Here is a 23,726-nt window from a genome sequence, read left to right on the forward strand (position 1 = left end):
TGTAAATTTACGACATTCAGAATTATTTAATCAATGAGGAAACTATTTATACTAACATTTTTTTTAAGTTCACTAATCGCCTTTTCACAAGATCCAGCTATTCAAACTATACAAGTAAATGATGATTCACCAAAATTTTGGGATCATGTTCGTTTTGGAGGTGGACTTGGGTTTGGTTTTGGAAATAATTCAACTGTAATTAATATATCACCAAGTGCCATTTATGATTTTCAAAATGGCTTTGCTCTAGGTACTGGGATAGGATACTTGTATTCTAAGGTAGGAGATTTTAGATCGAATGTGATAAGCCCAGGATTAATAGCTTTATATAACCCAGCAGAACAAATTCAATTGTCATCAGAATTTGAGTACTTATTTGTGAATCAAAAATTAGGAGATTTGCGAGATAAAAGAGAAATACCAGCTTTATATTTTGGGCTTGCCTACAGAACGGGTTGGGCTGCTTTTGGGGTTAGGTATGATGTATTGTACAACGAACAAGATAGTATTTTTGCTTCGCCATGGTCACCTATCATTCGTGTATATTTTTAAAGTACTAAAAATGCAGTTTCATTCCTTCGTGAGATGCTTTGAAACCAAGATTTTCATAAAATCGTAAAGCATCTGTTCTTTTCTTATCGGTAGTTAATTGCACTAAATGTGCACCTCTTTCTTTAGCTCTTTTGATTGCCCATTTAAATAAATCTTCACCCAAACCTTTTCCACGTTGATCATTGCGTATGCGAACTCCTTCAATTTGAGCTCTGACACCACCTTGATATGTTAAATATTGTAAAAAACTCAACTGTAATGTTCCAATTACTTTATTATCTTCATTTTCAACAACAATTAATTCTTGATTTTTATCATCAATAATGTTTTCAAATGCTTCATAATATACTTTGGGTAATGGATCTCTATAAGCTTCTCTAAGTTTTCCCAATTCATCATTAGCTATCATCGCAACAATGTAAGGTACATCATCTCTTGTCGCTTTTCTTAATGTCATATTAATACAAGGCTTTTAATTCTCTAATCAATTTTTCCAGCATTTCATCTGTAAAGTCAAGATGTGTTGTAATTCGTAATTTTCCTTGCCCCATACCTACAATGAGAATATTTCTATCTTTTAACTTTTGAATAAATTTTTGCTCATCAATAGTATCTTGAATCGTAAAAATGATAATATTGGTTTCAACAGGTTCAACTTTCTTAATATATGACTGAGCAGTTAACACGTTGGCAATTTCTTTTGCTTTGCTATGATCTTCAGCTAATCTTTTAACATGATTATCGAGTGCATAGACACCTGCAACAGCTAAATAACCTACTTGCCGCATACCGCCACCTAATCGCTTGCGAATACGTAAGGCCTCGTTGATATGTGTCTTATTACCTAATAGAATTGAACCTACAGGACATCCTAATCCTTTTGACAAACAAATAGAAATAGTATCAAACAATGCTCCATATTGTTTTGGAGTCTCTTTTTTTGCTATTAAAGCATTAAAAAGTCTAGCACCATCAAGGTGATATGCTAGATCATGAGTATTACACACCTTTCGAATTCTTTGTAACTCTTCAAAATTCCAACACGCACCGCCACCTTTATTGGTTGTATTTTCTATGGTGACTAATGAGGTGAATGCTTCATAAATGTGGTCTTTATTTTTTACGTGCTTTTTTACCTGATCTGCCGTAAACATTCCTCTTTCTCCATCTATTAAATTGCAACTTACCCCAGCATTTGCAGCAGGACCACCGCTTTCATAATTATATACATGCGCCCATTTATCACAAATAATCTCATCTCCAGGTTTTGTGTGCAACATAATAGCAGTTTGATTTGCCATGGTGCCTGAAGGAAAATACAACGCAGCTTCTACTCCAAATGATTCTGCAATCTTTTGTTGTAAAGCATTTACTGATGGATCATCACCAAAAACATCATCTCCAACTTCAGCAGATAACATGGCATCTAACATCCCTTTTGTGGGTTTTGTTACTGTATCGCTAATAAGGTTAATGTTCATTAAGTGTTTGATGTTAGAGAATACTAAAAAACTTATACTTAATAGTTACCTATTGGAGAGCCATCAGGAATTTTCGGCGCTTTGGTTCTTTTAAATGTTTTGGGGTTCTTTAGAAAAGCATCTATCTGCCTAGCGATTGTTTTATCATACAATTTTTGGTTTCCAACAGATTTACTTGATTTTAAATATGATGAAATTTTATATAATTGTTCCAAAACAATCACATTAACTTGTTGATACGAATCTTGGTCACCAGCTAAATACATTAATTGATTCAACACCCTATTATTTACAACATTTTGTAATTCATTTAAATACGGGTCTTTATAAGATTTTTTAAATGAAGCATTTATAATATCTTCTAAAACCTCATTCAACCCCAATTGACTTTTATCTAAACTTTTATATTGTAATAATCTAGACACGCGATCAGGATGTAGTACTAATTCTAATGTCATTTGAGAAGTAGTCTCAACAGCTCCAAAAGGATCGAACGCTACTCCATTTTTACTTTTAAATGATTCTCTACTTCTACCATATCCCATAGCTCTTGGTGGAAATAAATCTAATTTAGATTTTGGGATTGCAATTTCATTTACATCTATAGTTTTTAAAATTGCTTTTAAGGCTTTTCGCTGTTTAGCGGGGTCAGCATGCTTTACAACTAATTGCGGTCCGTCTTTTACAGCATAGTTATATTCAAGGCCTCCAACAATTTTAGCTACGGCTTCTGTTTGATACCTATGAAAGAAGTATAAAGGAACAAAAACATCTTCTAACACTGAATACGGTTCTTTTGATTTTATATTATCCTTTGAAAAATTAGCAATTGCTGTTTTGCGTATTGCTAGAACATTCGCCAACTCATCGATAACATCATTACCATTATCCCAAAGATGTGCTGTTATACTTGCGCTTCCTTGTGGTCTTGCATCTTGATCAGACAGAAAACGTAATCCATTATTAAAAGCATCATCTAAAATCTTTTGCAATCCCTCCTCTTCATTATCTATAAAATCCTGATAAAAATAAGCCACCGTAACTTTATCCCAGTCTCCAATTCCAACAGCATACGCATTAGAGAAATCTATGTTACCATCTTTTAATCTTATTTGCGGATGCGGATAATCCATCACAGAACTTCTATTAATCGTACTGGCTACATAATTATGTGCAAACCCTAAGGTATGCCCCACTTCGTGTGCCGAGAGTTGCCGAATACGTGCAATGGCCATTTCAAGAGCAAATTTATCATCTACACTACCATTAACATAAGGTGCCTTTAATGCTTGAGCGATCATATAATCTTGCCGAATACGCAGTGAACCCAAACTTACATGGCCCTTTATAATTTCGCCCGTTCGAGGGTCAGATATGCTGCTTCCGTAACTCCACCCGCGAGTCGAGCGATGTACCCATTGAATCATGTTATATCTTAGATCTAATGGATCAGCCCCTTCAGGTAATAGCCGAACTTGAAATGCATCTTTATAACCAGCAGCTTCAAAAGCTTGATTCCACCATCTGGCTCCATCTAATAGTGCTGAACGTACAGGTTCAGGCGTTCCTCTATCTAAGTAATAAATAATCGGTTCTTTGGCTTCACTAACCGCAGCCGTAGGATCTTTTTTTTCTAAGTGATGACGATATACAAAGCGCTTTTTTATAGACTCATTAACAGGTGTGGCATAATCCATATAGGTCATGGGATATCCACCAGCGCGCGGATCGAAAACACGTGGCTTGTAATTATTATCTGGTAACTCAACAAAAGAGTGATGTTGATGCGAAGTAATTGCTGATGCATCTGGTGTAACACTTCTAATATTATATCCAGTTGCCTTGCCCGTAAACGTTAACATAACGTCAAACTCAACATTTTTAGGAAATGCTTTGGTACGTTCTAAATTAAAAGCACTTCGAGATTTATCTAATTTATAATTCCCTTGTTTTTGCGCACTCAATTTGTTAACCACACCATGTGCATCACGCATTAAGAAATCAGTGGCATCAACAAGATATTTTCCTTTACTTTCTTTATCTATTTTAAATCCCCACAGCACTGATTTTGCAAAAGCCTGTTCTATCGACTTTCTCTCTTCTTCATTATTGGTAATAGCTCTGTAATCTTGATTGGGTTGAATGAGTAACAATTTGTTTCCTGCCTTTTTAAATTTTACTACGGCACCACCACCTAGTTGTCCTCTATCTAATCCTATATCGTTAGAACCTAAGCCTTCAGATAAGGCGTTTACGTATAAAAATTCTTCACCTACATTATCAACAACGATAAATATTTTATCATTGGCAGAATCGTAATAAAAATCGAAATAACCTGTATGCTTTTTTACATTTGTATCATTTTCAAAAAATTGTGCGAAAGAAATGGTTACAAAAAGTAAAAAAGCAACCGAAAGAATATATTTTTTCATTTGAGTGCGTGTTAGATAGTTAGCCTCGCTAATGTAATGAGAAATCTGCAAAAGTAAAATGATTTAAATTTTTAATTGCACTCTAAAAGCTTATTTTTGTCTTTTATGATTACACAAGAACAACTAAAGGATATAGATGAGCGAGTAGATAAGCTTAAAGGCTATTTAGAAATAGACAAAAAGCTTATTGAAATTAGCAACGAAGAGGAAAAAACTGCAGATCCAAGCTTTTGGGATGACCCCAAGAAAGCAGAAGTACTAATGAGATCTTTGCGATTTAAAAAGAAATGGGTAGAAGATTATAATACTGTTAAAACTGACAGTGAAGAGCTACAAATTCTTTATGATTTTTATAAAGAAGGGGAAGCTACTGAAGAGGAGATTATGAAAATCTACCATAAAACCAATGAATTTTTAGAAGACCTTGAGTTTAAAAATATGCTTTCTGAAGAAGGCGATGACCTAAGTGCAGTACTACAAATTACAGCTGGAGCTGGAGGAACAGAAAGTTGTGATTGGGCTTCGATGTTGATGCGTATGTATATGATGTGGGGAGAAAAACACGGGATGAAGATTAAAGAATTAAACTACCAAGGTGGAGATGTAGCTGGTATAAAAACAGTATCACTGCAGTTTGATGGTGATTATGCTTTTGGTTGGTTAAAAAGTGAAAATGGAGTACATCGTTTAGTACGAATTTCTCCTTTTGATAGTAATGCTAAACGACATACCTCATTTGCTTCTGTTTATGTGTATCCAGTAGCAGATGATTCTATTGAAATAGAAATAAATCCTGCAGATATAGAAATCACTACGGCACGATCTAGCGGCGCAGGTGGTCAAAATGTAAATAAGGTTGAAACTAAAGTACAATTGACTCATAAACCAACAGGCATACAGATTTCATGTTCTAATTCGCGTTCACAGCATGATAATAGGGCTACTGCACTACAAATGTTAAAATCTCAATTATATCAAATAGAGTTGGAAAAACGACAAGAAGCGAGAGCAGATATCGAAGCCAACAAACTAAAAAATGAGTGGGGAAGTCAGATTCGTAATTATGTAATGCACCCCTACAAACTAGTGAAAGATGTACGTACAGCAGAAGAAACGGGTAATGTAGATGCCGTTATGGATGGCGATATAGACGCATTTTTAAAAGCATTTCTGATGAGTCAAGGACAAAAATAAGATTAAGTATGCCTAAAATAACTACCATCATATACGACCTCGGTGGTGTCCTAATCGACTGGAACCCAAAATATGTATATCGCCAAGTATTTAATGGTGATGAAGCCAAAGTAGATTGGTTTTTAAATACTATTTGCACACATGAATGGAACGAAGAACATGATGCTGGCAGACTTATAGAAGACGGTAATAAAATACTCATTCAACAGTATCCTGAACATGAAACCTTGATCAGGACTTATTATGAACGTTGGCATGAAATGTTAGGAGGCCCTATACCAGAAGGAGTAGAGATGTTAACTAAAATCAAAGAGGCAGATAACCATGCTTTGTATGCGCTTACCAACTGGAGCGCAGAAACCTTTCCTGTCGCGCTAGAACGCTATGAGTTTCTACATTGGTTTAAAGGTATTGTAGTTTCAGGATCTGAAATGACTCGAAAACCGTTTCGAAAAATATACGATATTATTTTAGATCGCTATCGCTTAACTCCTGAACATTGTGTTTTTATCGATGATAATCTAAAAAATGTAGAAGCTGCCCGCGAGCTGGGGATTCATGCTATACAGTTTAAAAACAGTAGGCAGTTAACCAATGAGCTCAATCATCTAGGAGTGACTTTTTAATACACTAGCGATTGAGACTTCTCAATCACCCACCAGAAGCGAGTTCATTTCGCAATGATAGATTAAATGGACAGTCATTTCGAACAAATGTGAGAAATCTCATTAATCAAATCAGATCTCTCGTCGTTCGTTCCTCTCTCTGTCGAGATGACTAAATATAACCTGATTGTCATTTCGAACGAATGTGAGAAATCTCTATATTTAACAATGCTCCATAAGTATTTTGTTTATATCATAACCAACGAAAATAGAACCACTCTTTACATAGGTATAACAAACAATATCCAAAAACGCCTTTCACAGCATTATTTTGATAGTAAAAACTTAAAGAAATCATTTGCTGGAAAGTATAATTGCTATTATTTACTTTACTATGAGGAATTTGAAGATATCAACACCGCCATCTTAAGAGAAAAAGAAATAAAGAAACGGAGAAGAGAGAAAAAAGAAAAGCTCATTAATTCTTTTAATCCAAAATGGGAATTTTTAAACGGTCAGGTGATTTAGATTTCTTAATCACCCACCAGAAGCGAGTTCATTTCGCAATGATAGATTAAATGGACAGTCATTTCGAACAAATGTGAGAAATCTCATTAATCAAATTAGATCTCTCGTCGTTCGTTCCTCTCTCTGTCGAGATGACTGAATATAACCTGATTGTCATTTCGAACGAATGTGAGAAATCTCTATATTTAACAATGCTCCATAAGTATTTTGTTTATATCATAACCAACGAAAATAGAACCACTCTTTACATAGGTATAACAAACAATATCCAAAAACGCCTTTCACAGCATTATTTTGATAGTAAAAACTTAAAGAAATCATTTGCTGGAAAGTATAATTGCTATTATTTACTTTACTATGAGGAATTTGAAGATATCAACACCGCCATCTTAAGAGAAAAAGAAATAAAGAAATGGAGAAGAGAGAAAAAAGAAAAGCTCATTAATTCTTTTAATCCAAAATGGGAATTTTTAAACGGTCAGGTGATTTAGATTTCTTAATCACCCACCAGAAGCGAGTTCATTTCGCAATGACAGATTAAATGGACAGTCATTTCGAACAAATGTGAGAAATCTCATTAATCAAATCAGATCTCTCGTCGTTCGTTCCTCTCTCTGTCGAGATGACTAAATATAACCTGATTGTCATTTCGAACGAATGTGAGAAATCTCTATATTTAACAATGCTCCATAAGTATTTTGTTTATATCATAACCAACGAAAATAGAACCACTCTTTACATAGGTATAACAAACAATATCCAAAAACGCCTTTCACAGCATTATTTTGATAGTAAAAACTTAAAGAAATCATTTGCTGGAAAGTTTGCAAAAGACTCCCTGAGTACAAATCCTAAAAAAAGCAGGGTTAAGAAAGCATAATACACATCTAACTCACTAATTACATCTAAACTCTTACCAGAAATCATTTTATTAATAGTAGGTAATAAAGAAAATAAGAAGGGTAAGCCTATAATTAAATCCAATACTTCGATTTAATTATATGCGCTATTTGCTTTGGCAAATAGCGAAACCAGGGTAAGGCAAGTAGAATAAATAAACTATTTAGCAGTGATAGAATACTACGCCAACCATCAGTAAGCAAAGAATTCTGAGCATCAATATAGGTAAAATAACATCTATTAATCCTGATACACTCCAACATAAAATGCTTAGTGCAAGCCATACCTGACCAAAGTCATTTTGCAGCTTACCTATGTGCCACCATATTGCTAATAGTGCAACAAAAGCAAAAAGGCAAACAGAAAATTGCCACCAACCATAAAATCTTATTATTTCATTTACTGCTTCCAATTATTATATAAATCGAATTATTTAATTTAGTCTTTATCATCACTTTTAAGAATTCCATATTTTATCTTTAAGCGCTTTACACCCCATTCTTTCGCCTTTTTAATGTCTTTACCCATATAGACGTCTATTTGTTTTCTTTTACGACGATGCATTTTATCTTTAACTAAATAAATACCATCTAATCCTTCAATTTTAATTGGTGTGTTATGACCTAATCCTAGTTTTACCAAATCTCTGGAAATAGCAACACATTTCATCCTTGGTTTTAAGGTGTCTCCCCAAGCTGCAATACTAGGATTTCCTAGCGTTTGTGCTTTTGTAGAATTATATGCTGTCGCTTTTATTTCTATTTCTTTCCAAACATATAGATCTTCTTCCTTTTTACACGAAAAAACTATAAATATTACTATGAAAGGTACATATCTCATGTAGGTAAATCTATTAATTTAAACCTAAAGGTGTCGTTTGTTGTTTTTTGAGCTAGTCTGTTAATAGATTCTTCTGTTACCTGCAGTATTCTTGGATAGCCACCCGTAACTCCACAATCTCGCATTAAGAGTATTAAGGTACCTGAAGGTGTTAATTGTACAGTACCTGGCATCATTGAAGAGGTAAGCATAGCTTCTAGTTCGTTCTCTATTGTTTCGGTCAATTTATATCCCATTCTGTTGTTTTTACTCGAAATAGTAAAGTTTGTCTGTTTTAAAAACAATTGTTGTTGAGCATTCAACAAATCGAATTCTGGACCTTTATAGACCTCAACAATTTGATTTTTAAAATGATGAATGTTTTCTTTAATATGCGAGAAAGGAAGACTTTCTTGTGAAGTATAAGGCTCATAAAAAATCTCATCATCTTTCTGCAATATATGTTTCTTGGTGATTTCTTTGAAAAAACTTCTACTTCCCAACACAGGTTTGTTTAAAAAGCCTCCTTTTACTGCTACATATGCTCTAATACCTTGGTCAGGTTTATTAAACTTTAAAAAACTATTTTTCTTAACTTTAAAGGGATGATTAGTGGCTATTCGCTCGTCATTTAGTGTTGCATTTAAATCAGCACCTGAGATGCATAGTGTTGTCTCTCTTGAAAATTGAAAAGTTCCATTCAATGTAACTTCTAAGACAGCATCTTGTTCACTATTTCCAATTAATAAATTGGCAAGCCTAGCAGAATACAAATCCATAGCCCCAGAAATCGGCACTCCAAATTGTCGATAACCAAAACGACCCATATCTTGAATAGAGGTATAAACACCTTGTTGTAGCACTTTAAGCATCTATCACCTCACTTTCTACCTGATAACGTTTATAAGCTATTAAATTCATGATCTCATGATGCTCTTCCAAAGTAACTGGAACAAATTGAACCGAGTCACCAGCTTTAGCAAAACATGGTCCTTCACTCTTTCTATCAAAAAACGAAATAGGTGAATTACCGATAATATTCCAACCGCCAGAACTTTGCTGAGGATAAATTCCAGTTTGTGAACCCCCAATTCCCACAGCGCCTTTTTCAACCAAAATTCTTGGGTTTGCTTTGCGAAGAAAATAGAGCTCTTTCGGCAGACCACCGAGGTATAAAAAACCAGGTAAAAATCCGATAAAAAAAACACGATATTTTTTGTTAGAATGCAACCCAATAATCGTTGCTTTTGATAACTTATTTTTTTGAGAAATTTCTTCTAAATCAATACCGAATTTCTCATCATAACACACAGGAATTTTCCAAAGTTTTTTTTCTTGCTTTTTTTGTGTAACTTGGTTCTTATAAAGCTCTTTAAGGTTAGAAATCTCATTATAGATATTTCTTATAGTTAAATTATAAAAAACTGTTATCGAGTTATATGTATTGATTACTTCAACTTTTACTTTAGTATAATTTTTTAAAATCGTTTTTTTGAAATCTAAGACATCTTGTAAGATGTTTTCATCAATTTTTGATGGCCATTCTATCAAAATCGCATAACTTCCAAAGGGTTTGTATGTAAGTTTAAACTGACTCAAATTATGCAATTTTTATTCCTTTTTTTAGGAGTTCATTTGAAGCGTATTTTAACAGACCTAACGCCTTAGGATTATCGCCATGAAAACAGAACGTTTCTGCATTTAAATCTACCGCTACTCCATCGATAGTTTTTACTTTTTTTTCAATAACCATTTTTAACAAGTGATCTATTAACTTTTGCTTATTAGTAATAATAGCATTTTCAAATTTTCGAGAAACTAAGGTAAGATCAGTATTATAATTTCTATCTGCGAAAGCCTCCACTTTAATTTTCAAACCTGCTTTTTCTGCTCTTGTTTTAATCACTGAATTATAGGGAACATATAAAAAAGCATTGGGAGCACTATTTTTCACTGCCTTTATTACCACTTCTGCATGCGAACTATCAATAGCTACTAAATTATACAAAGCACCATGTGGTTTTATATGGTGCAATGCTATTTCTTTTTCTTTGCAGACTGCGATCACTAATTGCATTTGAGCCTCTATACTTTGCTGCAACTCCTGTAAAGACATTTCAAGTCGAATTCTGCCAAAATTGGCCTTATCGGGGAAAGAAGGATGTGCGCCTATCTTTACTTTATGCATTATAGCAAGATCAATTACCTTTCTAATCGTTCTCTTGCTTCCTGCATGACCTCCACATGCAATAGAACATGAAGAAATATAAGGCATCAATTCAGCTTCATTATGTAAGCCTTCTCCAAGATCGCAATTAATATCAATGGTTTGCATTACAGTAAATTGAATACCTTAAAGATACTTTTTAATCCTAAAAAAATAGTGATTCCAAGAATTATGAACCCAATTATATTCTGTTGTACATTATTTTTATACTTACCTAAAACAGCTTCTTTATTCATAATCCATAATAAGAATCCTGCTATTACGGGTAATAAAATACCATTTGCAACCTGAGCAAACTTGATGATTTCAATAGATTTGAAACCAACTGAAGAAAATAACACTCCTAAAAATAGTATAAACATCCATACAGTTCTAAATCTTTTTGATTTTAGATTGTAATCCCAACCAAAGCAACCTTGTACTACGAAAGCAGCCGCCAAAGGTGCTGTAATCGCGCTAGTAATGCCTGCCGAAAACAAACCTATAGCCATAAAATACTTCGCATAACTTCCAAATAAAGGTGCTAAACCTTTAGCCAAATCGGCCGCATTAGTAACTTCTGTAGTTTGTATAGCAGACGCTGATATGATTATCGCCATAGAAACTATCCCGCCAAGTATAACTGCAATGATAGTATCCTTTCTAGCAACATTTAGCTCATTTTTATCATGCCACTTTTCTTTTACCAAAGATGCATGCAAAAATAGGTTATAAGGAACTACGGTAGTGCCAATCAATCCTACAATGGTTAAAATACTCTCATCAGGAAATTTTGGAATGAGACCTTTTAAAATTTCAGATACATCTGGTTTCGTTAGAATAGCTGTAATAAGGAAAGCGATACTCATTAATATCACTAGTGCTACCATACACTTTTCTAATACTTTGTAATTTCCCATATAGAGTAAAATAAAAGCGATAGCGCCCAATAATAGACTATAAAGATTAAGACTTAAACCACTAAAATTAATAGATCTTCTATCAAAAATTGTTTCTAATCCTAATACACCTCCACTAATATTACCCGCTTCATAAGCTGCATTACCAATAACAATAGCAGAAAGAACTAGTGCAATAGAAAACACCTTAAATACAGGATTTTGAATTTCTGATCTAATGATTTCTGACAACCCTTTTTGAGAAATAATACCTAATCGCGCAGCCATTTCTTGTAATATAATCGTGGCAATAATTGAAAGTGTCATTGCCCATAAGAGTGCATAGCCAAAATTTACACCTGCAAGCGTGCACAGCGTAACTGTTCCTGGACCAATAAATGCTGCAGCTATCAAAGGACCTGGACCTATATTTTTAAAGAATTTAAGCATTAAAAATTGTAAACTAGTCTTCTTTTCGAAAAACTATTTCATAATCTTTCAAAGATGGCTTACTGTAAGTATGAGATTTTTTTACTTTTTGAAGTTCTAATTTTTCTGGAATCTGAACTAAATATTCTGAAAGCTGATCTAAGACTGGATGTTGGTCATTTGTATTGATCTCTAATTTTTCTCCATTCTTAAGTTCTATAATATAATTATAACGCGGCTGGTCAGTTACATGAGACTTTTGTTTCCAGTTCTCATTGATTAAAGCTAATTGACTTCTATTAAGGATTTTTATTAATTTTAAACGTTCTTCTTTACCCAATATACCTTCAAAATTTCCTGTATAGTTTTTCGTATAAATTCTACCTTCATAAAATACTTTACCATCCCTGTTTATTTCAACCGAAAAAGAAGGGCAGGTACCAAAACAAGTTGATCCGTGAAAAGTGATTTTCTCATAATCAATTTTAGAAATCATCCGATTTTTGTTCTTAAACACTAGTTGTTTTTTAGAAAAAAAAGGTTTATGATCTAATTTTGAAAAGCTTTCTTGATCTAATGTTAATTTATCTTCAAGAGGATAGATTACAAGTTTTTCTTTATTTAGGTATTTAATCTTAAAAGTTATAATTTCTTCTATAACCTCTGTACCAGCTTTTAAGAATTTTTCTTTAAAGGTGAGCGTTTTCTTATTAAGCTCATAGGGCATTTTATGCTTTTTTCCATCTAAATTATATATGAGTGTATCGTTTTGAAACCTCATATAACTTAAATCATTATTAATCCATTCTATTTCTGTTAATAATTTAGATGATGAAGATTGTGAAAATACTGTATAACAAAACAGCACAAACACTATTTTTACTATGGCTTTCATTTGTAGCGTTATTTTAAGGGGATTGCTAATTTAAGAAAATTAAGAGACAAAATTGTTAAAATGTACGCTTTCTAAAAATCATATTAACCCAACCAACCTTCTCTATCTAAACTTCGATATTGAATTGCTTCAGAGATATGGTTAGATAGAATATCTTGAGATTGATCTAAGTCAGCAATGGTTCTTGCTACCTTTAAAATACGATCATAGGCTCTCGCTGAAAGATTTAATCGTTCCATTGCTGTTTTTAGCAAACTCAATGAATCTTTACTCAGCACACAATATTTTCTAATCTGTTTCACACTCATTTGCGCATTATAATGTACATTTTCATATTCAAAAAAGCGTTGTGTTTGAATTTCTCTTGCTTTCGTAACACGCTCTCTAATCAATTTGCTCGATTCTCCTTTTTGTTCTTCTGAAAGCTTTTCAAAAGGAACAGGCTGCACTTCTATATGGATATCAATACGATCTAATAGCGGCCCTGAAATTTTACTTAAATAACGTTGCATTTCTGCAGGACTTGAGGTTACATGACCTTCAGTATTGTTAAAATAACCACTTGGACTTGGGTTCATACTCGCCACCAACATAAATGAAGATGGGTAGGTGACTGTAAACTTTGCTCTAGAAATAGTTACTTCACGATCTTCTAAAGGCTGACGCATCACTTCTAATACAGTTCTTTTAAATTCGGGTAATTCATCTAAAAACAAAACTCCATTATGCGATAATGATATTTCTCCTGGCTGTGGGTATGCACCTCCTCCTACCAAAGCTACATCAGAAATGGTGTGGTGCGGTGATCTAAACGGCCGCTGACTCATTAAGCCAGAATGTTCTTTTATACGCCCAACAACAGAATGAATCTTTGTGGTTTCTAGAGCTTCTTGCAGTGTCATTGGCGGTAAAATACTTGGTAAACGTTTTGCTAACATAGTTTTACCAGATCCTGGTGGACCGATTAAGATAATATTATGACCACCCGCTGCAGCGATTTCCATACAACGTTTAATAGATTCTTGTCCTTTTACCTCAGAAAAATCAAATTCAGGATTTTCTAAACTATCGTAAAACTCTTTTCGAGTATCAACAATTGTTGGTTGCAAAGCTGAAGTTCCTTCAAAAAAATCGATTACTTCTTTTATATTATCTACACCATATACCTCAAGATCGTTTACTATAGCAGCTTCTTTAGCATTCTGTTTCGGTAAAATAAATCCTTTAAACCCCTCTTCTCGTGCTTTAATTGCTATAGGCAATGCTCCTTTAATTGGCTGTAAACTTCCATCTAAAGAAAGTTCACCCATTATCAAGTAATCTTGGATGGTTTCAGCTTTTATTTGCGAAGAAGCTTGTAAAATTCCAATAGCTAATGTCAAATCATATGCGGACCCTTCTTTACGTAAATCTGCAGGTGCCATATTAATCGTAATCTTCTTTCCTGGTATTTTATAACCATTATTCTGTAGAGCAGCAGCAATGCGATAATTACTTTCTTTTATAGCATTATCAGGTAGTCCCACCAAATGGTATCCTATACCCTTATCTATGTTCACTTCAACTGTAATCGTAGTTGCCTCTACACCGAACACAGCACTACCATAAACTTTTACGAGCATATGTTTCTTGATTTTTGTTAAAATTAATAAAATTCAAATTATAGCTTTAGCTGAAGTTTTTTAATTCTTAAATTTGTGAATCTAGTTACTATTTTATGACCCAAATTTCTACTGAATTTGAATCAAATCTTGCTTTCGCAGAAAAGTTAGATGCTGAAGACCCGTTAAAAAAATACCGAGACCAATTTCATATACCCAAAGATAAAGATGGTAATGATTGGCTTTATTTTACTGGAAATTCTCTAGGATTACAACCTAAAATCACGCAGCAGTATATTCAACAAGAGTTAGATGACTGGGCGAAATTTGGAGTTGAAGGTCATTTTGAAGCTAAAAATCCTTGGATGCCGTATCATGAGTTTTTGACCGAAAATATGGCCAAAATTGTAGGTGCGAAACCCATCGAGGTAGTTGTTATGAATACCTTAACGACCAATCTACATCTACTAATGGTTTCGTTTTATCAACCAACAAAAACTAAGCATAAGATAATTATTGAAAGTGATGCCTTTCCTTCAGATCGATATGCCGTAGAATCTCAATTAAAATTTCATGGATTTGACCCAAAAGAAGGATTGGTAGAATGGAAACCACGAAATGGTGAAGAATTACTTCATATAGAAGATTTAGAAGTTATTCTAGACGAGCAAGGTGATGAAATTGCCTTATTACTCATTGGCGGTGTTAATTACTATACAGGTCAATACTTAGATCTGAAAAAAATCGTTACGCTAGGACATTCTAAAGACTGTATGGTTGGTATTGATCTCGCTCACGGAGCAGGAAATATTCAGCCTAATTTACATAGTTCTGGTGTTGATTTTGCTGCTTGGTGCACCTATAAATATTTGAATTCGGGACCAGGCAGTTTAGCAGGACTTTTTGTACATGAAAAGCATGCTCACAATAAAGAATTACCTCGATTTTCTGGCTGGTGGAATCATAATAAAGACACTCGCTTTAATATGCGACAGCCTTTTGACGTGACGCCAGGTGCCGAGGGTTGGCAATTAAGCAATCCGCCAATTTTATCTATGGCAGCTATTAGAGCATCCTTAGATTTGTTTAATGAAGTTGGCATGGAAGCTTTAAGAAAGAAGTCAATCAAGCTTACTAACTATTTTGATTTTTTAATCAATCAAATTGACACTGATAGAATTAGAATCATTACACCATCAAATCCAACTGAAAGAGGGTGTCAATTATCTATTCAAATTAAAAATGCTGATAAATCATTACATAATAAATTAATGAAAGCACATGCCATTACAGATTGGCGCGAACCAGATGTTATACGTTGTGCACCAGTTCCTTTCTATAATTCATTTACTGATGTTTATACAATGGTACAAATTTTAAAAGGATTACTAAATTAAAAATAATGTCACCTTGAGCGGAGTCAAGAGGTCTAAACTCCACTCAATTTGACAAAATATTATGAATAAAAAACAGCAAAACATACTTATTATTGGAGCCGGATTATGTGGTTCTCTCTTAGCATTACGTTTGGCACAACGCGGTTATAATGTGAACATTTATGAAAGCCGCCCAGACTTAAGAACTACAGATATCTCAGCTGGTCGCTCTATTAATCTAGCTTTATCTGATAGAGGTTTTAAAGCATTACGATTAGCAGGCGTAGAAGAGAAAGCTCGCGAAATTTGCATCCCTATGATAGGACGCTTGATACATGACAAACAAGGGATTACTTTTCCATCAAATTATTCTGGTCGTAAAGGAGAATATATAAATTCAATTTCTCGAGGCAACTTAAATGGTATGTTATTAACCGAGGCAGATAAGTTTGACAATCTAACTATTCATTTTAACGCTGAATGTAACGCCGTTGATTTAGATACAAATACCGCTTCTTTTTTTAATCATATTGCTAAAGAAGAATTTGAAGTAAAAGCCGATGTTATTTTTGGCACCGATGGTGCTGGATCTGCACTAAGAAAAAGTTATTATTTAGAGCGTAAATTCTTATTTAGTTATTCTCAGAATTTCTTAACACACGGCTATAAAGAATTAGAAATTCCAGCTTCTAAAGATGGCAAACATCTTATTAGCAAAGATCATTTGCATATCTGGCCGAGAGGTGATTATATGTTAATTGCTTTAGCAAATTTGGATGGAAGTTTCACAGTTACACTTTTCTTAAGTTATGATGAAGGTGAATACAATTTTAATAACTTAACGACACTCGAAAAAGTTAAGGAGTTTTTTGAAAAACAATTTCCAGATGCACTGGAATTAATACCTGACATTGCTTCAGAATTTTTTAATAATCCAACAGGTGCTTTAGGCACTGTAAAATGTTCTCCTTGGTATTACAAAAATAAAACACTATTAATGGGTGATGCTGCACATGCTATTGTTCCGTTTTACGGACAAGGCATGAACGCCTCTTTCGAGGATGTAACCATTTTTGATGCTATTCTAGAAGAGTATGAAGGAAATTGGGAAATGATCTTTAAAACTTTTGAAAAACAACGCAAACTAGATACCGATGCTATTGCAGATTTGGCAATAGATAATTATTATGAAATGCGCGACCATGTGGCAAATACATTGTTTAAAGAAAAACGTATCTTAGAAATGGCTTTTGAAGAGAATTTTCCTGATGAGTATTTTTCTAAATATTCTATGGTGACTTTTAATGAAGAATTACCATACTATGAGGCAATGATAAAAGGTAGAGCTCAAGATAAAGCTATATTGAATATGATTGCTGATAATGAAATTGATTTAAAAGATGATTTGAAAACATTACTAAAAAAAGTGCAAGGAGAGACAAATGAATTATTAGAAGAAGATAAAATTGCAGGGTTAAAATAATAACGTCATTACGAGGATTATTGAAATTAAAATATATTTTAATTGAAAATACACAAACGAAGTTTGTGACGAAGTAATCTTTTTAAAATAAAACAGATTGCCACAGCAAATTTTAATTTGCTTCGCAATAACGAAATAAAAAATTATGAGTAACGAAAAAAGTAAGATTCCTACTTCAGCAGGAACAAGAGTAACACCTAGAGGGGCCTATCCACACACTAAAAGAGTTGGTGATTTTATATTTGTTTCGGGTACTAGCTCTCGAAGAGCCAATAACACCATTGCTGGAGTAGATATTATTGACGAAATGGGTACAAAACGACTAAATATTGAAGTACAAACACGTGAGGTACTACAAAACATTGAGAAAAACCTTGCAAAGGAAGGTGCTTCATTAAAAGATGTCGTAGATGTTACTTCTTTCTTAGTAAATATGAATGACTTTGCTGGCTATAATAAAGCTTATGCTGAGTTTTTTGATGCAGCTACAGGCCCAACAAGAACAACTGTAGCAGTGCACCAATTACCACACCCTGATTTGGTGGTGGAAATTAAAGTAATGGCGTACGTTGGTAATTAGATAATTGATTAATTAAGATAATTTGATAATGATTTAGTATTTTGAGTGTAACCGTTGAAATGCCAGAATAGAAAAATAAAATCGTAGGAATTTTTGAAACCTTGGAGAAATCAAAGATTCATGAACACCAAAACAAATTTAGAACTGGTGAACTAAAATTTAGATTTTATTTTTAGGTTTTCCAAAGGAAAAATTCCTCATTTCAACTTGATTTTTTGGTTCGTTTTGTATCAAGACAAAATGAACAGTAATTAAAACAAATTATGGAGTTAAAAGATTTTATTAAAAATACCATTTCGTCTATTTGTGACGCAATAGTTGAGAGTCAAAATGAACTCCAAGATTCAGGAGTAATTATTAATCCTGAAAAATTAGGTATTGATAAAGATGGCAATAAAGCTCTTCTCGCATCTGGTAATAGATATGTTCAAAACCTTGATTTCGATGTGCTTATAGCTGTTGAAGACAAGAAAGGAGATAATATTGGTGGAGGTTTGAAAATAGCCTCTGTCATTGATTTTGGAAGTAAAGTTACCGATGAAACTACAAGTAAATCTCATAGTAGAATTAAATTTTCTATTCCAGTTGCTTTTAGTACTTCACCTACACCTACTGAATATGAAAAAAGAAGCGGTATAAGAAGTTCAAAAGTTTTATAATAAGCATACTTTGGAAAAAATCCAAAACTATATAAACGGTCAATATGTAAATCCAGTCTCTGATGAATGGATTGACAATTATTGTCCTGCCGATGGTGAAATCTATGGGCAACTACCAAATTCATCTAAAGACGATGTAGAAGTAGCCTATATTGCTGCAAAAACTGCTTTCCCTAGTTGGTCAAATACATCATTAGATGAGCGTAGTAGAATCATGCTTAAAATTTCTGAGCTCATAGAACAAAACTTAGATCAACTTGTAGAGGCAGAAAGTAAAGACAATGGCAAACCCATTTGGTTAGCCAAAGCTGTAGATATACCACGAGCATCAAGTAATTTTAGATTCTTTGCAAATGCCATTACTCAGTTTGCCAGTGAAAGTCATGAATCTGTAGGACACGATGCCATAAATTATACACTTCGTCAACCTATTGGAGTTGTTGGTTGCATTTCACCTTGGAACCTCCCACTCTACCTCTTCACCTGGAAAATAGCTCCAGCCATTGCAGCAGGAAATTGTATAGTAGCTAAACCAAGTGAAGTAACACCTATGACTGCCTATTTATTAGGTGAGATATGTACTAAAGCTGGCTTACCCAACGGAGTGCTTAATATAGTTCATGGGCTAGGAACTACCACAGGTCAAGCCATTGTAGAACACCCTGATATCAAAGCTATTTCGTTTACAGGAGGAACAACTACTGGAGCTCATATCGCTAAAATCGCAGCACCCATGTTTAAAAAATTATCGTTAGAATTAGGTGGTAAAAACCCAAATATCATTTTTGCTGATTGCGATTATGGTGATATGTTAATGAATACTATAAGATCATCTTTTGGTAATCAAGGGCAAATCTGTCTATGTGGAAGTAGAATTTTTATTGAAGCATCTATTTATGAGCAATTCAAAAAAGATTTTGTTGACGTAGTTTCAAAAAATAAAGTGGGGCATCCAGCTGCGCCAGATACTAAATTTGGTGCTTTGGTTTCTAAATCGCATTTAGAAAAGGTATTGAGTTATGTAGAAATTGCCAAGGAAGAAGGTGGAAAAGTTCTGTATGGTGGTAATCAATTAACCATCGAAGGCTATGAAAACGGATATTATATGGAGCCTACGATTATTGAAGTTGATACTGATGAATGTCGCATCAATCAAGAAGAAGTTTTTGGTCCTGTTGTTACCGTAATGCCATTTAAAACAGAAGAAGAAGTATTAACTATGGCAAATAATGTAACATATGGTTTATCGGCAACCCTATGGACAAATGATTTAAAACGTACCATGCGCATGACAAAAAAACTACAAACTGGTATCGTTTGGGTAAATACTTGGCTCATGCGCGATCTGCGCACCCCTTTTGGTGGTGTAAAAGATTCTGGCGTGGGTCGTGAAGGTGGCTTTGAAGCATTGCGTTTCTTTACTGAACCAAAAAATGTGTGTATCAAATACAATTAAATACATGATAGAAGTTAGTCCCTCTATTTATTTTTCTTCGAACACTAACGATATGGATATAGACACCATATTTTCTTTTATTAAGAAATCATATTGGGGTAATTTCCGTACTTTAGAAGAGCAAAAAATAGCCTTAGATAACTCCATAAATTTTGGTCTATTTCATAATGGTAAACAAATAGCATACAGTAGAGTTATGACAGATAAAATATTCTTTGCATATCTATTGGATGTTTATGTTATTGAGGAGTTTCAAGGAAAAGGTTTAGGAAAATTATTAATGGAAAAAATATTGAATTTTCCAGCACTAAAAAATATAGATAAGTGGATGTTGGCAACTAAGGATGCCCATGGATTATATAAAAAATTTGGATTTGAAGAAGTAAAAAATCCATCAAAATTAATGGATAAAATGAGTGAACGCGCAAAAAAAATATACGAATAAATGAGTGCCACCTCGAGTGCAGTCGAGAGGTTTTTAAATGAAAACATGTTATGTTGGATTTGATCGGCAATATATTGGAGATCATCAATAATATTTTTTTGGAGGAAAAAGAAAAAAAGAAGGAAATTTGAAGAAGAAAATAATTTACCAAAAAAAAAATGGTAAATCCACTAACTCAAATTATAATTGGGCTATTTATAATTTTGATAACTTTGATGTTTATCAATTTAGTCCTTAAAGTATTATAAAACTAAAATTTAAATAGATTCCTGCCTTCGCAGGAATGACAATAAAAAATGAACCTAAACTTAACTAAAAAAAACGCCTTGGTATGTGGTAGTACACAAGGAATTGGTAAAGCTTCAGCCATCGCGTTAGCCGACTTAGGAGCCAATGTAACGCTTATTGCAAGAAACGAAGAAAAACTTAAAGCGGTACTTGCAGAGCTTCCCAATAAATACCAAGATCATAAGTATATAGTTGCCGACTTTTCAAATCCTGAAGAAGTTGGTAAAAAAGTAGCTGAAGATTTGAGAAGAGTGGGCACTTTTCATATTCTTGTAAATAATACAGGAGGACCAGCTGGAGGTTCTGTGTTCTCAGCAGCTATTAATGCTTTTGAGCAGGCATTTACACAGCACTTAAAATGCAATCATATATTAGCACAAACCGTAGTTCCTGGTATGCAAGAGGCAGATTATGGAAGAATCATTAATATCATTTCTACTTCTGTAAAGCAACCGCTTGACGGATTAGGAGTTTCAAACACAATTAGAGGGGCAGTTGCAAATTGGAGTAAGACCTTGGCTAATGAATTGGGAGAATATGGTATTACGGTGAATAACGTCTTGCCAGGCGCAACATCAACAGAACGCCTTAGTGAGATTATTAAAAATAAAGCTGAAAAATCTGGTAAATCTACTGATGAAATTTCTAGAGCTATGAAAAATAGTATTCCAGCAAAACGCTTTGCGCAACCTGGTGAGATTGCGAATGCTGTTGCCTTTTTGGCAAGTGAAGCTGCAAGTTATATTAATGGAGTTAACATTCCTGTAGATGGCGGAAGAACAAAATCTTTGTAACTTAGACAAAAAGAATAAAGATATAAGAAATAGACTTAGGTAATAGTCTTTTTTCTTTCGTCTAACATCTAAAATCTTAAAAATATGAGCAATTTAGTATCTCCGATAAATTTTAAAGAATGGATTGAGGAAAATAGGCATTTGTTAAAACCACCTGTAGGGAATAAAGTGGTATGGAAAGATGGTGAGTTCATTGTCATGGTTGTAGGTGGACCTAATAGCCGCAAAGACTATCACTATAACGAAACTCCTGAATTTTTTTATCAGGTTGAAGGTGATATTGTTTTAAAAGTCATAGACAAAGGCACTCCAAAAGATATTCATATTAGAGAAGGTGAAATTTTCTTATTGCCGCCAAAAGTACCGCATTCGCCACAGCGCGGCGCAAATACTGTTGGTTTAGTCATAGAATATCCTCGTGAAAAAGGTGTACAAGATGCCTTACTATGGTTTTGTGAAAACTGTACCACCAAATTATACGAAGAAGATTTTACCTTAGATAATATTGAAACCGATATGCCCAAAATTTTCGATAAGTTTTATAGTGATCAAGAAAAACGATCATGTCCAAACTGTAATGCTGTGATGCTACCTCCAAAAAAAGTACAATTAGAGCATGAATGAAGCTTCTAGAGAAAGTTTTTTCAAACAGGGCTTTATGCAAACTTTGGATGCAAGATTGGTGTCTATAGAAAAAAATTGGTAAAACTTGAGTGTGATTTTAATCAAAAATTAACATAACAACATGGTTATTTTCCTGCTGGGGTATTAACAAGGCTACAGTAACTGATGGTAATGAAGAAATTATTTTTGCAACGATGCAAGCCACGATGATTTGTATTAAAAATGAATAAATACGTCATTACGAGGATTATTGAAATTAAAATATATTTTAATTGAAAATACCCAAACGAAGTTTGTGACGAAGTAATTTCATTAAAAAAGATTGCCGTGGCTAGTGCCTCACAATGACACCAAAAACATGAACAAAAGAAAACTAAGAATTAACGGTCATTCGCACTTATTACCTTACCCTGAGCAGATACCTGCTTATATGAAGGATAAAGGTATTTTTTGGGTAGATAATGATCGAAAATTTATGTTACAGAAAGATTGGAGTCGCCCAGTAACAGACTCAAGTTTCTTTTTAAATGAAAAGCTCGAATGGATGGATCATTTTAAGATCGATCATGCTGTAGTATTGAATTTATCGCAATTATATGGTAATGGACTTCGCTTAGAGGAAATGAAGCAAGCATTACGTTTTCAAAATGATTTCAATGCGAAGGTTCAACATGATCATCCAAATAAATTTACCTGTGGTTTTGTAGTACATCCAGGTTTTGTACGTGGTGCCTGTTGGGAAATAGAACGTTGTGTTGAAGTTTTAGAGATGCGCTTATTGTGCTTACCAACGCATTATATGGATACCATCGGTACCTGGAGATGTATTTTCGATGAAGAAAATGAACCTATTTTTGAACTAGCCAATAAATACAACTTAGCTGTTGAAATTCATCCCTACGATGGTGAAAAGTTTATAAAACTACAAAATACTTCTTGGCGTTTTCATTTAATATGGATGTTAGCACAATGTGCAGATGCGTACCATTTTTTAACCTTAAATGGGTATTATGAAAAGTATCCTAATATGCGTATTTGCTTTGCGCATGGTGGACAATTGGCACAAATGAATCTAGGGCGTAGAATTCAAGGATTTGATGGCAGACCAGACCTATTCGAAGGGAAAAGTCATCCGCGTAAAGCTGTTGGGCATAAAAATATCTTTTTCGATACGTTAGTGCATGATACTGGTTCTTTAGATCTGCTGGTTAAAAATCAAGGTTCTGACCAAGTATTAATTGGTTTAGACGATCCGTATCCTTTGGGTGAAATGGAAAGTGAAAAACAATCTTCGTACCCTGGTAAAATATTAGATCTTGCTATCGATAGAAACATCATTACAGAAATGCAAAAAGAACAAATGTGGGAAGACAATGTCTTACAATGGCTGTTTGGTGAAGATGAGAAAAAAAAGCAAGAACTTGTAGCTAAAATATTGAAATAGATTTAAAGAAAAAAGAACCAAGATGTAAGACCATTC

25 protein-coding genes and 1 pseudogene are annotated in these 23,726 nt (G+C 33.8%); 15 read left to right on the forward strand and 11 right to left on the reverse strand.

All coding sequences use genetic code 11. From position 1 onward, the window contains the following. The first annotated feature begins 33 nt into the window (after positions 1-33). The gene (locus AC1EUY_RS05775; RefSeq protein ID WP_480194560.1) at positions 34-552 is read left to right on the forward strand and encodes an alpha-ketoglutarate decarboxylase; all 519 of its coding nucleotides are present in this window, start codon (positions 34-36) and stop codon (positions 550-552) included. A gap of 4 nt (positions 553-556) precedes the next feature. Here the strand turns inward: AC1EUY_RS05775 and AC1EUY_RS05780 are convergent, their stop codons facing one another. Genes AC1EUY_RS05780 through AC1EUY_RS05790 form a run of 3 tightly spaced genes read right to left on the reverse strand, consistent with a single transcriptional unit; the run spans position 557 to position 4,465 of the window. After that, positions 557-1,009: an N-acetyltransferase family protein gene (locus AC1EUY_RS05780; protein WP_480194561.1), complete on the reverse strand. Its 453-nt coding sequence runs from the start codon at positions 1,007-1,009 to the stop codon at positions 557-559. 1 nt (position 1,010) lies between these two features. After that, entirely contained in the window at positions 1,011-2,033 is a 1,023-nt protein-coding gene (locus AC1EUY_RS05785) for a threonine aldolase family protein (protein ID WP_480194562.1), read from the reverse strand. Between the two features lie 38 nt (positions 2,034-2,071). Further along, positions 2,072-4,465: a zinc-dependent metalloprotease gene (locus AC1EUY_RS05790; protein WP_480194563.1), complete on the reverse strand. Its 2,394-nt coding sequence runs from the start codon at positions 4,463-4,465 to the stop codon at positions 2,072-2,074. 105 nt (positions 4,466-4,570) lie between these two features. Here AC1EUY_RS05790 and prfB point away from each other — a divergent pair, with 105 nt between their 5' ends. From prfB to AC1EUY_RS05815, 5 genes and pseudogenes are all read left to right on the forward strand, one after another. Further along, positions 4,571-5,659, forward strand: a complete 1,089-nt coding sequence (prfB, locus tag AC1EUY_RS05795) for a peptide chain release factor 2 (RefSeq protein WP_480194564.1) — start codon at positions 4,571-4,573, stop codon at positions 5,657-5,659. 8 nt (positions 5,660-5,667) lie between these two features. After that, the gene (locus AC1EUY_RS05800) at positions 5,668-6,285 is read left to right on the forward strand and encodes an HAD family hydrolase (RefSeq protein WP_480194565.1); all 618 of its coding nucleotides are present in this window, start codon (positions 5,668-5,670) and stop codon (positions 6,283-6,285) included. A 147-nt stretch (positions 6,286-6,432) separates the two neighbouring features. Beyond that, positions 6,433-6,792 (forward strand): GIY-YIG nuclease family protein, encoded by a 360-nt coding sequence (locus tag AC1EUY_RS05805; RefSeq protein ID WP_480194566.1) that lies wholly within the window; start codon positions 6,433-6,435, stop codon positions 6,790-6,792. A 131-nt stretch (positions 6,793-6,923) separates the two neighbouring features. Beyond that, positions 6,924-7,283 carry a GIY-YIG nuclease family protein gene (locus AC1EUY_RS05810; protein WP_480194567.1) on the forward strand — a complete coding sequence of 120 codons (360 nt, stop codon included), beginning with the start codon at positions 6,924-6,926 and terminating at the stop codon, positions 7,281-7,283. Positions 7,284-7,474: 191 nt separating this feature from the next. Further along, positions 7,475-7,558 (forward strand): annotated as a pseudogene (locus AC1EUY_RS05815) (GIY-YIG nuclease family protein); the annotation flags it as partial. A gap of 14 nt (positions 7,559-7,572) precedes the next feature. Here AC1EUY_RS05815 and AC1EUY_RS05820 read toward each other — a convergent pair. From AC1EUY_RS05820 to AC1EUY_RS05855, 8 genes are all read right to left on the reverse strand, one after another. Then, a complete protein-coding gene (locus AC1EUY_RS05820) occupies positions 7,573-7,776 on the reverse strand; it encodes a hypothetical protein (protein ID WP_480194585.1) in 204 nt (67 codons plus the stop codon). A 354-nt stretch (positions 7,777-8,130) separates the two neighbouring features. Continuing rightward, on the reverse strand, positions 8,131-8,532 hold the full coding sequence (locus AC1EUY_RS05825; protein ID WP_480194568.1) for a 3D domain-containing protein: 402 nt from the start codon (positions 8,530-8,532) through the stop codon (positions 8,131-8,133). Continuing rightward, positions 8,529-9,383, reverse strand: coding sequence for a 5-oxoprolinase subunit C family protein (locus tag AC1EUY_RS05830; protein ID WP_480194569.1), 855 nt, complete (start codon positions 9,381-9,383; stop codon positions 8,529-8,531). Before AC1EUY_RS05830 ends, AC1EUY_RS05825 begins: the two co-directional genes overlap by 4 nt. After that, a complete protein-coding gene (gene pxpB / locus AC1EUY_RS05835; protein WP_480194570.1) occupies positions 9,376-10,110 on the reverse strand; it encodes a 5-oxoprolinase subunit PxpB in 735 nt (244 codons plus the stop codon). Before pxpB ends, AC1EUY_RS05830 begins: the two co-directional genes overlap by 8 nt. Position 10,111: 1 nt before the next feature. Next, entirely contained in the window at positions 10,112-10,846 is a 735-nt protein-coding gene (gene pxpA, locus AC1EUY_RS05840) for a 5-oxoprolinase subunit PxpA (protein WP_480194571.1), read from the reverse strand. Beyond that, entirely contained in the window at positions 10,846-12,066 is a 1,221-nt protein-coding gene (locus tag AC1EUY_RS05845; protein WP_480194572.1) for an Nramp family divalent metal transporter, read from the reverse strand. Before AC1EUY_RS05845 ends, pxpA begins: the two co-directional genes overlap by 1 nt. Positions 12,067-12,079: 13 nt before the next feature. After that, entirely contained in the window at positions 12,080-12,940 is an 861-nt protein-coding gene (locus AC1EUY_RS05850; RefSeq protein ID WP_480194573.1) for a DUF6438 domain-containing protein, read from the reverse strand. Between the two features lie 83 nt (positions 12,941-13,023). Then, entirely contained in the window at positions 13,024-14,562 is a 1,539-nt protein-coding gene (locus AC1EUY_RS05855; protein WP_480194574.1) for a YifB family Mg chelatase-like AAA ATPase, read from the reverse strand. A gap of 95 nt (positions 14,563-14,657) precedes the next feature. Between AC1EUY_RS05855 and kynU the strand changes: the two genes are divergently transcribed. The 9 genes from kynU (at position 14,658) to AC1EUY_RS05900 (ending at position 23,690) form a co-directional block, all read left to right on the forward strand. After that, complete coding sequence (kynU, locus tag AC1EUY_RS05860) at positions 14,658-15,938, forward strand: kynureninase (protein ID WP_480194575.1); 1,281 nt, start codon at positions 14,658-14,660, stop codon at positions 15,936-15,938. Positions 15,939-15,999: 61 nt separating this feature from the next. Next, positions 16,000-17,400, forward strand: coding sequence for an FAD-dependent oxidoreductase (locus AC1EUY_RS05865; RefSeq protein WP_480194576.1), 1,401 nt, complete (start codon positions 16,000-16,002; stop codon positions 17,398-17,400). A 145-nt stretch (positions 17,401-17,545) separates the two neighbouring features. Next, positions 17,546-17,980 (forward strand): RidA family protein, encoded by a 435-nt coding sequence (locus AC1EUY_RS05870; RefSeq protein WP_480194577.1) that lies wholly within the window; start codon positions 17,546-17,548, stop codon positions 17,978-17,980. Positions 17,981-18,243: 263 nt separating this feature from the next. After that, the gene (locus AC1EUY_RS05875; protein ID WP_480194578.1) at positions 18,244-18,639 is read left to right on the forward strand and encodes a hypothetical protein; all 396 of its coding nucleotides are present in this window, start codon (positions 18,244-18,246) and stop codon (positions 18,637-18,639) included. A gap of 10 nt (positions 18,640-18,649) precedes the next feature. Beyond that, the gene (locus AC1EUY_RS05880; protein WP_480194579.1) at positions 18,650-20,095 is read left to right on the forward strand and encodes an aldehyde dehydrogenase; all 1,446 of its coding nucleotides are present in this window, start codon (positions 18,650-18,652) and stop codon (positions 20,093-20,095) included. A gap of 4 nt (positions 20,096-20,099) precedes the next feature. After that, positions 20,100-20,540: a GNAT family N-acetyltransferase gene (locus tag AC1EUY_RS05885; RefSeq protein WP_480194580.1), complete on the forward strand. Its 441-nt coding sequence runs from the start codon at positions 20,100-20,102 to the stop codon at positions 20,538-20,540. Between the two features lie 296 nt (positions 20,541-20,836). After that, the gene (locus AC1EUY_RS05890) at positions 20,837-21,622 is read left to right on the forward strand and encodes an SDR family oxidoreductase (protein WP_480194581.1); all 786 of its coding nucleotides are present in this window, start codon (positions 20,837-20,839) and stop codon (positions 21,620-21,622) included. 84 nt (positions 21,623-21,706) lie between these two features. Next, positions 21,707-22,246 (forward strand): 3-hydroxyanthranilate 3,4-dioxygenase, encoded by a 540-nt coding sequence (locus tag AC1EUY_RS05895; RefSeq protein WP_480194582.1) that lies wholly within the window; start codon positions 21,707-21,709, stop codon positions 22,244-22,246. Positions 22,247-22,604: 358 nt separating this feature from the next. Further along, positions 22,605-23,690 carry an amidohydrolase family protein gene (locus AC1EUY_RS05900; protein ID WP_480194583.1) on the forward strand — a complete coding sequence of 362 codons (1,086 nt, stop codon included), beginning with the start codon at positions 22,605-22,607 and terminating at the stop codon, positions 23,688-23,690. Positions 23,691-23,726 lie beyond the last annotated feature (36 nt).

The organism is Maritimimonas sp. 2210JD6-3 (assembly GCF_056591795.1).

Coding starts and splice junctions, on each gene's coding strand:
- AC1EUY_RS05785 (WP_480194562.1), bottom strand. CDS start 2,033: ATGAACATTAACCTTATTAGCGATACAGTAACAAAACCCACAAAAGGG.
- AC1EUY_RS05790 (WP_480194563.1), bottom strand. CDS start 4,465: ATGAAAAAATATATTCTTTCGGTTGCTTTTTTACTTTTTGTAACCATT.
- AC1EUY_RS05875 (WP_480194578.1), top strand. CDS start 18,244: ATGGAGTTAAAAGATTTTATTAAAAATACCATTTCGTCTATTTGTGAC.
- AC1EUY_RS05810 (WP_480194567.1), top strand. CDS start 6,924: ATGACTGAATATAACCTGATTGTCATTTCGAACGAATGTGAGAAATCT.
- AC1EUY_RS05845 (WP_480194572.1), bottom strand. CDS start 12,066: ATGCTTAAATTCTTTAAAAATATAGGTCCAGGTCCTTTGATAGCTGCA.
- AC1EUY_RS05825 (WP_480194568.1), bottom strand. CDS start 8,532: ATGAGATATGTACCTTTCATAGTAATATTTATAGTTTTTTCGTGTAAA.
- AC1EUY_RS05885 (WP_480194580.1), top strand. CDS start 20,100: ATGATAGAAGTTAGTCCCTCTATTTATTTTTCTTCGAACACTAACGAT.
- kynU (WP_480194575.1), top strand. CDS start 14,658: ATGACCCAAATTTCTACTGAATTTGAATCAAATCTTGCTTTCGCAGAA.
- AC1EUY_RS05780 (WP_480194561.1), bottom strand. CDS start 1,009: ATGACATTAAGAAAAGCGACAAGAGATGATGTACCTTACATTGTTGCG.
- AC1EUY_RS05900 (WP_480194583.1), top strand. CDS start 22,605: ATGAACAAAAGAAAACTAAGAATTAACGGTCATTCGCACTTATTACCT.
- AC1EUY_RS05850 (WP_480194573.1), bottom strand. CDS start 12,940: ATGAAAGCCATAGTAAAAATAGTGTTTGTGCTGTTTTGTTATACAGTA.
- AC1EUY_RS05890 (WP_480194581.1), top strand. CDS start 20,837: ATGAACCTAAACTTAACTAAAAAAAACGCCTTGGTATGTGGTAGTACA.
- AC1EUY_RS05865 (WP_480194576.1), top strand. CDS start 16,000: ATGAATAAAAAACAGCAAAACATACTTATTATTGGAGCCGGATTATGT.
- AC1EUY_RS05800 (WP_480194565.1), top strand. CDS start 5,668: ATGCCTAAAATAACTACCATCATATACGACCTCGGTGGTGTCCTAATC.
- pxpA (WP_480194571.1), bottom strand. CDS start 10,846: ATGCAAACCATTGATATTAATTGCGATCTTGGAGAAGGCTTACATAAT.
- AC1EUY_RS05870 (WP_480194577.1), top strand. CDS start 17,546: ATGAGTAACGAAAAAAGTAAGATTCCTACTTCAGCAGGAACAAGAGTA.
- AC1EUY_RS05895 (WP_480194582.1), top strand. CDS start 21,707: ATGAGCAATTTAGTATCTCCGATAAATTTTAAAGAATGGATTGAGGAA.
- AC1EUY_RS05805 (WP_480194566.1), top strand. CDS start 6,433: ATGACTAAATATAACCTGATTGTCATTTCGAACGAATGTGAGAAATCT.
- prfB (WP_480194564.1), top strand. CDS start 4,571: ATGATTACACAAGAACAACTAAAGGATATAGATGAGCGAGTAGATAAG.
- AC1EUY_RS05775 (WP_480194560.1), top strand. CDS start 34: ATGAGGAAACTATTTATACTAACATTTTTTTTAAGTTCACTAATCGCC.
- AC1EUY_RS05855 (WP_480194574.1), bottom strand. CDS start 14,562: ATGCTCGTAAAAGTTTATGGTAGTGCTGTGTTCGGTGTAGAGGCAACT.
- AC1EUY_RS05830 (WP_480194569.1), bottom strand. CDS start 9,383: ATGCTTAAAGTGCTACAACAAGGTGTTTATACCTCTATTCAAGATATG.